The organism is Haloplanus salinarum (assembly GCF_009762275.1).
GTDB lineage: Archaea > Halobacteriota > Halobacteria > Halobacteriales > Haloferacaceae > Haloplanus > Haloplanus salinarum.
Genome location: NZ_CP034345.1, coordinates 3,038,935 through 3,052,701, shown reverse-complemented (window position 1 = coordinate 3,052,701; position 13,767 = coordinate 3,038,935). Strand labels below are relative to the sequence as shown.

The window sequence follows — 13,767 nt, the reverse complement described above, 5'->3', positions numbered from 1 at the left end:
CATGGGAATCAACTACAGCGTCGAGGCCGACCCGGAGACGACCGCCAAGGCGATGCTCCGAGAGCGGCCCATCAGCATCAAGCACAGCAAGGCCATCGCCCGCCAGATCAAGGGGATGACCGTCGCCGACGCCCAGGAGTACCTCCAGGCCGTCATCGACGAGGAGCGGTCGGTTCCGTTCAAACAGCACAACACCGGTGTCGGTCACCGGAGCGACATCGACGGCTGGGACGCCGGTCGCTACCCCGAGAAGGCCAGCAAGGACTTCCAGAAACTGCTCACGAACGCGAGCAACAACGCGGACGAGCAGGGATTCGACGGCGAGTCGATGACGATCAAGCACGTCGCCGCCCACAAGGTCGGCGAACGGCAGGGTCGCAAGCCCCGCGCGTTCGGTCGTGCGGACCCCTGGAACACCACGCTCTGTGACGTCGAACTGATCATCGAGGAGGTCGAGGACTGATGGCTGACGAACACCAGTTCATCGAGAACGGGCTGCAGCGCTCCCAGATCGACGAGTTCTTCGCGGACGAACTCGGCCGCGCGGGCTACGGCGGCATGGACGTCGCCAAGACCCCGATGGGGACCCAGATCGTCCTCAAGGCCGAGAAGCCCGGCATGGTCATCGGCAAGGGTGGGAAGAACATCCGCAAGGTGACCACCGAACTCGAGGAACGGTTCGACCTCGACGACCCCCAGATCGACGTCCAGGAGGTCGACGAGCCGGACCTCAACGCCCGCATCGTCGCGGACCGCCTGGCCAACGCCCTCGAGCGTGGCTGGTACTTCCGCAAGGCGGGTCACACGACCATCGACCGGATCATGGAAGCCGGTGCCCTGGGCGCCGAGATCGTCCTCTCCGGGAAGGTCACCGGCGCCCGCTCGCGCGTCGAGAAGTTCAACCGCGGCTACATCAAGCACAACGGCGAGCCCGCCGAGTCCATCGTGGACGAGGGCCAGGGCGTCGCCGTGATGAAACTCGGGACCATCGGCGTGACGGTGAAGATCATCCCGCCGGGCGCCGAGCTCCCCGACGACTTCGAGATCGCCGAGGACGCCGACGTCGAACCGGTCGAGCAGGCCGCGGAGACCGGCGGCGGCGTCGAGGAACTCCTCGAGGAAGAGCCCGAGGAGGTCCCCGACGTCGGCGAGGACGAGGACGTCGAGGTACCGACCGAGACGCCCGACGACCTCGACGAGGGCCTCGACGAGGAGATCGTCGAGGAAGTCGTCGAGGAGGAACTGCCGAGTGAGGACGAGGACGACGAGGCGTCCGCCGACGCCGACGCGGCCGAGTCCGACGACACCGACACCGTCGACGAGGACGTCGACGAGGAGACGATGGACGAGGCGGCGGACCTCGTCGAGGAGATGGAAGACGTCGACGAGGAGGAGGACGCATAATGGCGATCCTGCACGTCGATGAGATCCGCGACATGACGCCGGCGGAACGCGAGGCGGAACTCGAGGATCTCGAGACGGAACTGCTGAACGCGAAGGCGGTGCAGGCGGCCGGCGGGATGCCCGACAACCCTTCGCGAGTCGGCGAACTGAAGAAGACGATCGCGCAGATCAAGACGATCCAGCGCGAAGAAGGCGACCTCGAATAATGCCACTCACACCCGAGACCCTCACACGACACGAACTCGTCGGCCTGCGGACGCGGGTCGTCGAGTCGACGAACCCCGACAGCGTCGGGATCGTCGGCCGCGTCGTCGACGAGACGATGCGGACGCTCGTGATCGAGGGGGATCGGGTGCGGCGCGTCCCCAAACGGGGGACGACCTTCGAATTCGCCCTCCCCCAGCGCACAGATGAAGCCGCCGACGCCGAGAAGACGTCGGGGACCGCGCCCGAACTTCCGTCGGAAACTGCCGGTCGAACCGGTCAGTCGGACGGTTGCGAGGACGTGGCCTACGTTACGGTGGATGGCGCACGACTGCTCTCACGACCCGCCTTGCGAACCGAGAAGGCAGGTGTATCCACATGGCGATAGGACTGAACGTAACCGAACCGGAGGAGCCTTGCTCCGACCAGAACTGTCCGTTCCACGGCTCGCTTGCCGTCCGCGGACAGACGCTGGAGGGCACGGTCGCCTCCACAGCGATGGAAAAGACGGTCGTCGTGGAACGCGAATACGACGTTCGCGTTCCCAAGTACGACCGATACATGAAACGCCGGAGTCGCATTCCGGCCCACGCACCCCCGTGTCTGGGCCTCGCGGAAGGCGACCGGGTCCGCATCGCGGAGACGCGACCCCTCTCGAAGACCAAATCACACGTGGTCGTCGAGCGACTGGGAGGTGACGAGTGATGGAGGCGCTGAAGGCCGACGTCACGCGTGGCCTCGCCAAGGGGTCGCTCGTCAACTGTGCGGACAACACGGGGGCGCGCGAGCTGAAGATCATCAGCGTCGCGGGCTACTCCGGAACCAAGAATCGACACCCCAAAGCGGGCATCGGCGACAAGGTGACCGTCTCGGTCACCAAGGGCACGCCGGAGATGCGTCGGCAGGTGCTGGAGGCGGTCGTCGTCCGCCAGCGCAAGCCCATCCGGCGCCCCAGCGGCACGCGCGTAAAGTTCGAGGACAACGCCGCCGTCGTCATCGACGACATGGAGGAGCCTCGCGGGACCGAGATCAAGGGTCCCGTCGCACGCGAAGTCGCCGAACGCTTCGGGAGCATCGCATCGACAGCGACGATGATCGTATGACTCGACAGCCACACAAAGAGCGCACACGGAAGCGAAACGCGCCCCTGCACGAGCGTCACGATCAGGTTCGCTCCACGCTGGCCGCGGACCTCCGCGAGGAGTACGACCAGCGGAGCGTCCGCGTCAACGCGGGCGACACCGTCGAGGTGCTCCGCGGCGACCACGCCGGCACGGAAGCCGAAGTGATCGCGGTGGATCTGAGCGACGAGGTCGTTCACGTCGAGGACGTCACCGTCGAGAAGGCCGACGGCGAGGAAGTGCCTCGGCCCCTGGACGCGAGCAACCTCCGCGTGACGGAACTGGACCTGGAAGACGAGCGCCGGCAGGCGCGCCTAGAGGAGGATAGCGAATGACGCGACATCAGAAACGACTCTCGGTTCCGAAGTCCTGGCCGGTCGAGCGGAAGACCGCGACCTGGACGGTCAAGGCCGGTGCCGGTCCGCACGGCGAGGCGGGGGTTCCCCTGCTGATCGTCCTGCGGGACGTGCTCGGCTACGTCGACTCGCGCAAGGAAGCCAACTACGCGCTGAACCAGGGGAGCGTCCTCGTCAACGGGGACGCCGTCTCCGACGTCGAACGCCCGATCGGGATGTTCGACATCCTGGCGTTCACGGAACGCGAGGAGTTCTACCGCGTGTTCCCGGACGAGGGCGGTCGGCTGGCGCTGACCCCCATCGACGCCGACGCGGCCGGTAGCCGCCTCGGCAAGGTCGTCCGCAAGACGCAGGTGACTGGCGGCGACTTCCAGTTCACCCTGCACGACGGAACGAACGTGCGCGTCCCGGCCGACGAGGCCGGCGAGTACGCCACCGGTGACTCCCTGGTCGTCGACAACGAGACCAAGGAGATCGTCGCCCACTTCGTCTACGAGGAGGGCGCCCTGGTGACGGCCGTCGCCGGCAGCCACGCCGGCGAGATCGGCGAGATCGACACGATCACCGTCACGCCGGGCAGCGGCGACAACGCCGTCACCGTCAGCCAGGACGACGGCGAGGGCTTCGAGACGATCGAGGACTACGTCGTCGTGATCGACGAGAACTTCACCGGAGATGCCGACGACGAGTCGGCAGCAAATCGGACGGAGTCCGACGGAGGTGACGACGAATGAGCGAGAGCGACACGGCGGACTTCCACGAGATGCGCGAACCGCGGATCGAGAAGGTCGTCGTCCACATGGGCGTCGGCGAGGGCGGTCGCGAACTCGCGGACGCCGAGGACATCCTCGAGGACGTCACCGGACAGCAGAGCGTCCGGACGACGGCCCGCGGGACGGTCCAGAACTTCAACGTCCGCGAGGGCGACCCCATCGGCGCGAAGGTCACCCTTCGCGGCGAGAGCGCGGTCGACTTCCTCGAGACGGCGCTGCCGCTGGTCGATCTCTCGGCCTCGCAGTTCGACGATACGGGCAACGTCAGCTTCGGCGTCGAGGAACACACGGCGTTCCCGAGCCAGGAGTACGACCCGAACGTCGGCATCTACGGGCTCGACGTGACGGTCAACATGGTCCGTCCGGGGTACCGCGTCGCGAAGCGCGACAAGATGTCCCGGTCGATCCCGTCGAACCACCGACTCGACGCATCGGACGCGGTCGACTTCGTCGAAGCCACATTCGACGTGGAGGTAACGGAATGAGCGAAAGCGAAAGTGAATCAGGAACCCAGGACGGGCGCGACGTGACCGGAGAGCACGCCACGCCGCGCACCGACGACCGCCACCAGTGTCGTCGGTGCGGGCGCAAGCAGGGACTCGTCGGCAAGTACGACATCTTCCTCTGCCGGCAGTGCTTCCGCGAGGTCGCCCGAGATATGGGATTCAAGAAGTATCGATAACAATGGCAGGGAACGATCCCCTCTCGAACGCGCTCTCGGGGCTCGACAACGCCGAGAGCGTGGGACATCTGTCCCACACGGTACAGCCCGCCTCGAACGTGATCGGCTCCGTACTCGAGGTCTTCTACGACCGCGGGTACATCGACGGATTCGAGTTCGTCGACGACGGCAAATCCGGTCGCTTCGAGATCGAACTGAAAGGCGCGATCAACCACTGTGGCGTCGTCAAGCCCCGCTACTCCGCGGGTGCGGACGAGTTCGAAAAGTGGGAGAAGCGGTATCTCCCGGCCCGCGACTACGGGGCACTCGTCGTCACGACGAGTCACGGCGTCATGAGCCACTACGAGGCCCGCGAACAGGGTATCGGTGGCCAGGTGATCGCATACGTCTACTAAACCATGAACCGAACAGAAATCGAGATTCCGGACGACGTATCCGCCGAGGTCGACCACCTGGATCTGACCGTCGAGGGTCCCAACGGGAGCGTCACGCGACGCCTCTGGTACCCCGACGTGTCGGTGACGGTCGAGGACGACCACGTGGTGATCGAAAGTGAGGCCGACGACGCCAACACGCGCTCGACGGTCGGCACCTTCGAGAGCCACGTCGAGAACATGTTCCACGGCGTGACCGAGGGCTGGACGTACGAGATGGAGATCTTCTACGCCCACTTCCCGATGCAGGTCACCGTCGAGGGCGACGAGGTCGTCATCGAGAACTTCCTCGGCGAGCGAGCGCCGCGGAAAGTTCCGATCCGCGGCGACACCGAGGTACAGGTCGACGGCGAGGAGATCACCCTCTCCGGCCCCGACAAGGAGGCCGTCGGACAGACCGCCGCCGACATCGAACAGTTGACGCGCGTGCCCGACAAGGACACCCGCGTCTTCCAAGACGGTGTCTACATCACCCAGAAACCGCAGGCAGGTGGGGCGTAGATGAGCGCAGACGACGACACCGAGATCGAGGAGGTCGAGGACATCGGCGGCGTCGGGCCCTCGAAGGCCGAGGCGCTCACCGACGCCGGCTACGAGTCGATCGAGGACCTCAAGGCGGCGAGCCAGTCGGAACTGGCCGACATCGAGGGCGTCGGTAACGCCCTGGCCGCCCGGATCAAGGCCGACGTCGGTGGCCTCGAAGTCAGCGAGGAGACCGAGGCCGAGGTCGAAGAGGAGACCGAGGAAGCGGAGACCGAGGAGACGGAGACGGAACTCCGTCCCCGCGGTCACGCCGACAAGACGCCGGACCTGGACGCGGAGGCCGCCCGCGCGCTCGTCCAGAAGCGCCGGGAGAGCAATCCGCAGTTCAACCGCCAGGACCACCACAAGAAAAAGCGCGTCGACCCCTCGTGGCGCAAGCCGCGCGGGAACCTCTCGAAACAGCGCCGGGGCATCAAGGGCAAGGGCGCCACCGTCGATGCGGGCTACCGCTCGCCGACGGCGGCACGCGGCCTGCACCCCAGCGGCTTCGAGGAGGTCCGTGTCCACAACACGGACGACCTCGAGGGCGTCGACTCGGACACCGAGGCCGTTCGCATCGCGAGCGGTGTCGGCGCGCGCAAGCGCGAACGCATCGAAGACGTCTGTGAGGACCGCGGGATCCGCGTCCTCAACCCGACGTACATCGAAGTCGAAGTGGAGGAAGCCGAATGACGGATCTGAGTGCACAGAAACGGCTCGCGTCCGACGTGCTCGACGTCGGCGAGGACCGCCTTTGGTTCGACCCCGAATCCCAGAGCGAAATCGCGGAGGCGATCACCCGCGAGGACATCCGTGACCTGATCGAACAGGGCACGATCCAGGAGAAGGACACGTCGAACAACTCGCGCGGTCGCGCCCGCGAGCGGGCGGACAAGCGAGCCTACGGCCACCGAACCGGCGCCGGCTCCCGTCGCGGGACCGCCGGCGCACGGAAAAACGAGAAGGAGGATTGGACGAGTCGCATCCGCGCCCAGCGGCGTCGCCTGCGCGAGTTGCGCGACGACGGCCCGCTCGACGCCTCCCAGTACCGCGAGCTCTACAACAAGGCTGGCGGCGGGGAGTTCGAGAGCGTGGCGCGACTCGAAGCGTACATCCGCAACAACTACGACGTGGAGGTGAACGACTGATGGCAACAGGCCCACGATACAAGGTCCCCATGCGGCGTCGCCGCGAGGACCGAACCGACTACCACCAGAGGTTGCGCCTGCTGAAATCCGGCAAGCCGCGCCTGGTCGCTCGCGTGAGCAACAGGCACGTCAGGGCGCAGCTGATCACCCCCGGTCCCGACGGCGACGAGACCCACGCGGCCGCGTCCTCCGAGGACCTCGCGGAGTACGGCTGGGAGGCCCCCACGGGCAATCTCCCGAGCGCGTACCTCACGGGGTATCTCGCGGGGATCCGCGCGGTCGACGCCGGCCTCTCCGAGGCCGTCCTCGACATCGGTCTCAACACCGCGACGCCGGGCAACAAGGTGTTCGCAGTACAGGAAGGCGCAATCGACGCGGGACTCGAAATCCCGCACAGCGAGAGCGTCCTCGCGGACTGGTCGCGCAACCGCGGCGAGCATATCGCCGACTACGCCGAACAGCTGGACGAACCGCTGTACGGCGGCGACTTCGACGCGACGGAACTCCCCGAGCACTTCGACGAAGTGCGCGAACGACTGATGGAGGATCATGAGCAGTAACGATTACGGCGACGGCTGGGAACCGCGCACGCGGCTCGGCCGCAAGGTACAGGACGGCGACGTGACGTCGATGAAGGAGGCGCTGGAGTCCGGGCTCCCGCTGAAGGAGGCCGAAATCGTCGATCAGCTCCTGCCGGGGCTGGACGACGAGGTGCTCGACATCAACATGGTCCAGCGCATGACCGACTCCGGGCGCCGGGTGAAGTTCCGGTGTGTCGTCGCGATCGGTAACCGCGACGGCTACCTCGGCTACGCCGAGGCCCGCGACGACCAGGTCGGCTCGGCCATCCAGAAGGCCATCGACGTGGCGAAGCTGAACATCATCGAGGTCGACCGCGGCTCCGGCTCCTGGGAGGACCGCGCGGGCGGTGTCAACTCCCTGACCCGGAAGGCGACCGGCAAGGCCGGGTCGGTGACGGTCGAGATCATCCCCGCCCCGCAGGGGCTGGGGCTGGCGGCCGCACCCACGGTGCGGAACATCCTCGAACTCGCGGGCGTCCAGGACGCCTGGACGAAGTCGACGGGCAACACCCGGACGACGGTCAACCTCGCGAAGGCGACGTACAACGCGCTCCGGAACGCCTCGCAGTCGCGGACGCCCGAGCGGGCGCGCCGCAAGCAGCGCGAAACCGGGGTGACCGAGTGATGGAGGCGCTCGTCCAGATCCGCGGCGAGGTGAACATCTCGGGCGACGTGCAGGACACGCTGGAGATGCTCAACCTGCACGCCGTCAACCAGTGTACCTTCGTCCCGGAGACCGACGCCTACCGCGGCATGATCACGAAGGTCAACGACTACGTCGCCCACGGCGAACCGTCGGCCGACGTCGTCGCGACGCTGATCCGCCGGCGGGGCGAACCCGAAACCGGTTCGGGCGAGGTCACCGACGAGTGGGTCGCCGAGGAGACCGACTACGCCGACGTCGACGCACTCGCCGCGGCGCTGGTCGACGAGGAGACGACGCTGCGCGAGCAGGGTCTGGCCCCGTCGCTCCGGCTTCACCCGCCGCGAGGCGGACACGACGGCCTGAAGCATCCGACCGTCGAGGGCGGCCAGATCGGCAACCACACCACCGAGGAGATCGATCGACTGCTGGAGGCCATGCGATGAGCGACAAGAAAAAGCGCCAACGCGGGTCGCGAACCCACGGTGGCGGCACCCACAAGAACCGGCGCGGCGCCGGGCACCGTGGTGGCCGCGGGCGTGCGGGCCGCGACAAACACGAGTTCCACAACTACGAACCGCTCGGCAAGCACGGCTTCACCCGCCCCGAAACCGTCCAAGACGAGGTGCGCGAGGTGACGGTTCAGGAACTCGACGAGAACGCCGCCCTGTACGCGGCGGACGGCCTCGCCGAGGAGACCGACGGTGGCTACCGCCTCGACGCCCGCGACGTCGCCGAAGACGGCTACGACGCGGACGTAGTGAAGGTGCTCGGTGACGGGCAGGTCCGCAACGAACTGTCCGTCGTCGCCGACGCGTTCACCGCGGGCGCGGTCGAAAAGCTCGAATCCGCCGGCGGCAGCGCCGACCTCTCGGAGCGAGCCGAGGAGGCGGCCGAGGACGCCGCTGACGATGGCGACACCGAGGAGTCGGACGAGGAGTAACCCATGGGATGGAAGGAGACCGCCGAACCGGTGCTGACGCGGATGCCGTCAGTCAGGCGTCCGGAGGGGCACGTCCCCTTCCGGCGCAAACTCGGCTGGACTGCCGGCGTCCTCGTGTTGTATTTCTTCCTGACGAACATCCAGCTGTTCGGGCTGGACGCCGGCACGCAGAGCGACCTGTTCGGCCGCTTCCGATCGATCCTCGCCGGGTCGCAGGGCTCTATCCTCCAGTTGGGGATCGGGCCCATCGTCACGGCGAGCATCGTCTTGCAGCTGTTGGGCGGTGCGGACCTGCTCGGTCTCGACACGGACGACCCCCGTGACCAGGTGCTGTACCAGGGCCTCCAGAAGCTCCTGGTGGTCGTGATGATCTGTCTGACCGGCCTTCCGATGGTCTTCGCGGGAAGCTTCCTGCCGGCCGATCAGGCGGTCGGACAGGCGCTGGGGATCGGCCTCCAGGGCGTCCAGACGCTCCTGTTCGTCCAGATCGCCGTCGGCGGGATCCTCATCCTGTTCATGGACGAGATCGTCAGCAAGTGGGGCGTCGGCTCCGGGGTCGGCCTCTTCATCATCGCCGGCGTGAGCCAACAGCTCGTCGGCGGCCTGTTTAGCTGGGAGGGCCTCGGCGGCACGCCCGGCTTCTTCCCGACCTGGTTCGCCATCCTGACCGGCGCCCAGGACATCGCCTCGCCGCTCACCGCCGAGGGGCTGCAAGCGCTCCTGCTCGGACAGGGGCAGCTCCTCGCGCTGGTGACGACGGTGCTCATCTTCTCCATCGTCGTCTACGCCGAGAGCGTCAGAGTCGAGATCCCCCTGGCTCACGCCCGCGTCAAGGGTGCCCGCGGTCGCTTCCCGGTAAAGCTCATCTACGCGAGCGTCCTGCCGATGATCCTCGTGCGCGCCCTGCAGGCGAACATCCAGTTCGCCGGGCGCATCCTCAACAGCACGTGGAATGCGATGCCGGCGTGGCTCGGCCAGTACAGCAGCGGCCAGCCCGTCTCCGGGCTGTTCTACTACCTGGCGCCAATCCAGACTCGGAACGACTGGATGTGGTGGCTGGCCGGCACCTCCGCGGAACCTTGGCAGATCATGATCCGGGTGGGGCTCGACCTCACCATCATGGTGATCGGCGGCGCCATCTTCGCCATCTTCTGGGTGGAGACGACCGGCATGGGGCCGGAGGCGACCGCTCAGCAGATCCAGAACTCCGGGATGCAGATCCCCGGGTTCCGGCGTAACCCGCAGGTCATCGAGAAGGTCATGGAGCGGTATATCCCGCAGGTGACCGTGATCGGTGGGGCCCTCGTCGGGCTCCTGGCGGTCGGCGCCAACATGCTCGGTACCATCGGACAGGTCTCCGGAACCGGCCTCCTGCTCACCGTGAGCATCACGTACAAGCTGTACGAGGAGATCGCCGAAGAGCAGTTGATGGAGATGCATCCGATGATGCGCCAGATGTTTGGCTCAGAGTGATAACAGCGTTATCACACTGAGTTGGGTATTCCCCGTCATTTTTTCTCCCTAAGTCGACCGGCCGTTATGACCAGCACTGAAGACGAGGCACGTACGATCCGAGGGAGAACATCCTGTGAGCAAATAACGTGTCCGCGTATCGGTTTTTGATTGTTCTGTTAGTGTACTCCGACGAGTACGTAGAGAGACAAATGTATGAGCTCCTCTCAAAATATGGGACAGAGAAAGTAGAAAACCAGTTCAGTCGACAGGCTTGGTGACGAGGGGCCTGTTGAAATCCTCAGCATCTCGCACGAACAACGTGCTGCATACAGAGCATTCATTCGGTCATAGATTCTACGAGCGTTACCACTGCGCTTTATCACCGCCTGAACCGCCTGTTCAGCCTGCAAAAAATATACATATAACAGACACGTCAATATTCCTGCATCGATGGACCCGCTCACGACGTCGTTGTGTATTAATCTCACTGCCACGGGGATCGCTTCGGGTGCGGGTGTCACGAAGAGCAAGGTCAGGGAGATCTTCCGCCGCGAGAAATACAGCGACGATCTTGAACACGTCGCGACGGTGTTTGCCAAGGAGCTCAAAGACGCGATCAAGGCTGAGGATGTCCGCCGGGAGACGGACGTACTCACGGGCGTTACCAACAACTGGGAGGCCATCGTCAAGGAAGTGACTGGCCTCTCAGTCGACGACGTCAGTGCACAGCGCGACCGTGAGCGCGACCAAATCGGGCACCTCTTTGCCGACGAGGAAGACGCTGCCGCCCAGATTGCTGAGGCCATCGCCACCGTCCAAGGCTTCAATCTCGAAAACACGCCCCAGTTGCGCGAAGAACTCATCACGGCTGTTGGCAACGCCTACACCGAAGCCGTCGCTGCGTTCGAGAAACGTATCGCCGATACCGACCTCGGTGATGTCTTTCAGCAGGAACTCCAATTGGATATTCTCGAGCAACTCGGGGAGCTACAACAGCGGCTCACCCGACTCGTCGACGATGTGTCGCTCTTGTTGACCCAAGCCGCTAGAAACGAGGGCTTCCGCCAGCTCTCGCCGGCGTACTTCGATGGGGCACCGGTCGATCCGGAGACTGCGTGGCGGACATCGTTCACGCTTGCCGAGGTTGAGGCCGGGATTCCAGCGTCTAGAGTCGGCCGCGAGTCCGAAACCGCCGAAGAGGAACTATTGGCGACCCTCCGGAACGGGACCGATCGGATCATCCTCGGACGCGCCGGCGCCGGCAAGAGCACCCTCTGCAAGCAGATCGCCATTGAGTGGTACCGCAACGATTGTGGGCCGGTGCTCTACCGCGTTAGCGATCCGAGCGCCGCCCCCTTTGAGAGCCGCGATGCCCTCCGAGAGACCATCGACCGGACGGACGGGCACACGCTTGTGGTCGTTGAGGACGCCGTACGGTCAAGCTCGAATGCGATTCTCAAACTGGTCGCAGAGTACGAACGTGACGACAGCGCGACTTTCCTGCTGGACGCACGAAAATCCGAACTGGAGGCTAACGAGAGTGCCCAGAGGCTCGATTCCAGCACCGCACAGCGTCACCTCACAATCGCCAGACAAGACATCGATGCGTATCACCTGCGAGCGATCACCGAAACCGACATCCAGCGAGTGGTCGCTGCGTTCGAGGACGCCACTGGCAAGACCGTCGCACGGTCGGCAGCGAATCTCTACGAGCGAGTCCGGAGCGAGGTACCCGAGGAGTTTGGTGACTTTCTAATACTGACGTTTCACCTGCCCATCGGGAACGTCGCCGCTGATGCCGCCGACAATAGGGGTGGCCTAGAAAGTCACGTCCGGGCGCGGTACGCGACACTCGAGAACCCGGGGAGTGACGAGGCGTTACGTGACCTCTCGGGGTTCGATCCCGACCTTCTGGCGGACGTGGGTGTGATGGTGAACCTGCTAAACGCCAGTGGCATCGGCATCTACCCAGAACTGGTCCACACCCTCGGGTATGAACACGGGCACAGCATCGAGGCCCATGACGAGATCGCTGCGATTCGCGCGACGTTGGAGGATTGGTTCCTGTATCCGACCGGCGACAGCGAACAGGTGCGCTCGACACATCCGCTGTGGTCAACGCTGTACCTGCGCGTGCTGGCGCAAAATCACGCGGAACGGCGGGCAAGAGTTAGTAATCAGCGGCGCGAGCGATCCGAGCCACGGACCGGCAAGTGTCTAGAGGCGCTATTCGCGCTGTTCGACGAAGCAGACCATCGCGAGGCGCTTGACCGCGAGTTCCGCAGCTCCTCGGTGCTGGCTGCTATCGACGATGATGCACAAGCGAAGGCCAACGAGTACGTCCGGTTGATTTTCGAACTGTTCGAACGGTGGCCGGTGCTGGCCCCGCTAGCGGGGACGACTGACACCGCTCGGTACGACCTGCCGGATACCTGTCCTGAGACGACATATCAGTGGGTTGTGGATACACGCGGTCATGCATACCTTGGTCGCGGTGAATGTCAAAAGGCACGAACAGAATTTGAAGAGCGCTTAGATGAGGCTAGGGAGAGTGACGATCGCCAAGGCGAAGCCAACAGTCTCAACGGCCTCGGGCGAGTCGCCCGGCATCTGGGAGAATACGAGGAAGCCCGCCAGTATCACCACCAGAGCCTCGACATCTGCCGCAACATCGGCAACCGCCAAGGCGAAGCCATGAGTCTCGGCCACCTTGGGTCGATTGCCGTGAAACTAGGCGAGTCCGAGGACAGTTGGGACTATTTTCAGCAGAGCCTCGAAATCTTCCGAGACATCGGTGACCGTCAGGGAGAAGCCAAGAGTCTCGAAGGCCTCGGGCTGGTCGCCAAGCATCTGAGGGAGTACGAGAAAGCCCGTCAGTACCACCACCAGAGCCTCGACATCTTCCGTGACCTCGGCGACCGCCAAGGCGAAGCCGGCAGTCTCACCAACCTTGGGGCGGTCGCCCGGCATCTGGAGGAGTACGAGAAAGCCCGTCAGTACCACCACCAGAGCCTCGACATCTTCCGTGACCTCGGCGACCGCCAAGGCGAAGCCAACAGTCTCGACAACCTTGGGGCGGTCGCCCGGCATCTGGAGGAGTACGAGGAGGCCCGCCGGTACCACCACCAGAGCCTCGACATCTGCCGCGACACCGGTGACCGCCAAGGCGAAGCCAACAGTCTCGACAACCTTGGGGCGGTCGCCCGGCATCTGGAGGAGTACGAGGAGGCCCGCCGGTACCACCACCAGAGCCTCGACATCTGCCGCGACACCGGTGACCGCCAAGGCGAAGCTTGGAACCTCAACAATCTTGGAGTGGTCGTCGAAGAATTGGGCCAGTACAAGGACGCCCGAGCCTACTTCCAGCGGAGTCTCGAACTCTTTCGAGAACTCCGGGATCCAGCCGCCGAACGGGTCAAATCGCGCTTAGAGCAGTTACCCGAGGGCGAGTAGTCGCCTCGCATCGTCGGGTCTGCCCAGTGATCCGGAATCCAACCTCGT

At 65.0% G+C, this 13,767-nt stretch carries 20 protein-coding genes; all 20 read left to right on the top strand.

Annotated features, from left to right (window positions below; all coding sequences use genetic code 11):
• Nucleotide 1: 1 nt before the first annotated feature.
• The 20 genes from EI982_RS16975 to EI982_RS16880 all read left to right on the top strand — a co-directional run bounded on the left by EI982_RS16975 (nt 2) and on the right by EI982_RS16880 (nt 13,719).
• A complete protein-coding gene (locus EI982_RS16975) occupies nt 2-463 on the top strand; it encodes a 50S ribosomal protein L22 (RefSeq protein ID WP_157690815.1) in 462 nt (153 codons plus the stop codon).
• Nucleotides 463-1,404, top strand: a complete 942-nt coding sequence (locus EI982_RS16970; protein WP_157690814.1) for a 30S ribosomal protein S3 — start codon at nt 463-465, stop codon at nt 1,402-1,404. Before EI982_RS16975 ends, EI982_RS16970 begins: the two co-directional genes overlap by 1 nt.
• Nucleotides 1,404-1,610, top strand: coding sequence for a 50S ribosomal protein L29 (gene rpmC / locus EI982_RS16965; protein WP_157690813.1), 207 nt, complete (start codon nt 1,404-1,406; stop codon nt 1,608-1,610). Before EI982_RS16970 ends, rpmC begins: the two co-directional genes overlap by 1 nt.
• Entirely contained in the window at nt 1,610-1,996 is a 387-nt protein-coding gene (locus EI982_RS16960) for a ribonuclease P protein component 1 (RefSeq protein ID WP_157690812.1), read from the top strand. The genes rpmC and EI982_RS16960 overlap by 1 nt, the downstream gene beginning before the upstream one ends.
• Nucleotides 1,987-2,313, top strand: coding sequence for a 30S ribosomal protein S17 (locus EI982_RS16955; protein ID WP_157690811.1), 327 nt, complete (start codon nt 1,987-1,989; stop codon nt 2,311-2,313). Before EI982_RS16960 ends, EI982_RS16955 begins: the two co-directional genes overlap by 10 nt.
• On the top strand, nt 2,313-2,711 hold the full coding sequence (locus EI982_RS16950; RefSeq protein WP_157690810.1) for a 50S ribosomal protein L14: 399 nt from the start codon (nt 2,313-2,315) through the stop codon (nt 2,709-2,711). Before EI982_RS16955 ends, EI982_RS16950 begins: the two co-directional genes overlap by 1 nt.
• Nucleotides 2,708-3,064, top strand: a complete 357-nt coding sequence (gene rplX, locus EI982_RS16945) for a 50S ribosomal protein L24 (RefSeq protein ID WP_157690809.1) — start codon at nt 2,708-2,710, stop codon at nt 3,062-3,064. The genes EI982_RS16950 and rplX overlap by 4 nt, the downstream gene beginning before the upstream one ends.
• Nucleotides 3,061-3,819 (top strand): 30S ribosomal protein S4e, encoded by a 759-nt coding sequence (locus EI982_RS16940; protein WP_157690808.1) that lies wholly within the window; start codon nt 3,061-3,063, stop codon nt 3,817-3,819. Before rplX ends, EI982_RS16940 begins: the two co-directional genes overlap by 4 nt.
• Nucleotides 3,816-4,343, top strand: coding sequence for a 50S ribosomal protein L5 (locus tag EI982_RS16935; protein WP_157690807.1), 528 nt, complete (start codon nt 3,816-3,818; stop codon nt 4,341-4,343). The genes EI982_RS16940 and EI982_RS16935 overlap by 4 nt, the downstream gene beginning before the upstream one ends.
• Nucleotides 4,340-4,540 carry a 30S ribosomal protein S14 gene (locus tag EI982_RS16930; protein ID WP_157690806.1) on the top strand — a complete coding sequence of 67 codons (201 nt, stop codon included), beginning with the start codon at nt 4,340-4,342 and terminating at the stop codon, nt 4,538-4,540. The genes EI982_RS16935 and EI982_RS16930 overlap by 4 nt, the downstream gene beginning before the upstream one ends.
• A 2-nt stretch (nt 4,541-4,542) precedes the next feature.
• A complete protein-coding gene (locus EI982_RS16925) occupies nt 4,543-4,935 on the top strand; it encodes a 30S ribosomal protein S8 (protein WP_157690805.1) in 393 nt (130 codons plus the stop codon).
• 3 nt (nt 4,936-4,938) lie between these two features.
• Nucleotides 4,939-5,475, top strand: a complete 537-nt coding sequence (locus tag EI982_RS16920) for a 50S ribosomal protein L6 (RefSeq protein WP_157690804.1) — start codon at nt 4,939-4,941, stop codon at nt 5,473-5,475.
• Entirely contained in the window at nt 5,476-6,189 is a 714-nt protein-coding gene (locus tag EI982_RS16915; RefSeq protein ID WP_157690803.1) for a 50S ribosomal protein L32e, read from the top strand.
• Nucleotides 6,186-6,644: a 50S ribosomal protein L19e gene (locus EI982_RS16910; RefSeq protein ID WP_157690802.1), complete on the top strand. Its 459-nt coding sequence runs from the start codon at nt 6,186-6,188 to the stop codon at nt 6,642-6,644. The genes EI982_RS16915 and EI982_RS16910 overlap by 4 nt, the downstream gene beginning before the upstream one ends.
• Nucleotides 6,644-7,204, top strand: coding sequence for a 50S ribosomal protein L18 (locus EI982_RS16905; protein ID WP_157690801.1), 561 nt, complete (start codon nt 6,644-6,646; stop codon nt 7,202-7,204). The genes EI982_RS16910 and EI982_RS16905 overlap by 1 nt, the downstream gene beginning before the upstream one ends.
• Entirely contained in the window at nt 7,194-7,850 is a 657-nt protein-coding gene (locus tag EI982_RS16900; RefSeq protein ID WP_157690800.1) for a 30S ribosomal protein S5, read from the top strand. The genes EI982_RS16905 and EI982_RS16900 overlap by 11 nt, the downstream gene beginning before the upstream one ends.
• A complete protein-coding gene (rpmD, locus tag EI982_RS16895) occupies nt 7,850-8,314 on the top strand; it encodes a 50S ribosomal protein L30 (protein ID WP_157690799.1) in 465 nt (154 codons plus the stop codon). Before EI982_RS16900 ends, rpmD begins: the two co-directional genes overlap by 1 nt.
• Nucleotides 8,311-8,811, top strand: coding sequence for an uL15m family ribosomal protein (locus EI982_RS16890; RefSeq protein ID WP_157690798.1), 501 nt, complete (start codon nt 8,311-8,313; stop codon nt 8,809-8,811). Before rpmD ends, EI982_RS16890 begins: the two co-directional genes overlap by 4 nt.
• Before the next feature lie 3 nt (nt 8,812-8,814).
• Nucleotides 8,815-10,284, top strand: coding sequence for a preprotein translocase subunit SecY (gene secY, locus EI982_RS16885; protein WP_157690797.1), 1,470 nt, complete (start codon nt 8,815-8,817; stop codon nt 10,282-10,284).
• A gap of 432 nt (nt 10,285-10,716) precedes the next feature.
• Nucleotides 10,717-13,719: a tetratricopeptide repeat protein gene (locus EI982_RS16880; RefSeq protein WP_157690796.1), complete on the top strand. Its 3,003-nt coding sequence runs from the start codon at nt 10,717-10,719 to the stop codon at nt 13,717-13,719.
• Nucleotides 13,720-13,767 lie beyond the last annotated feature (48 nt).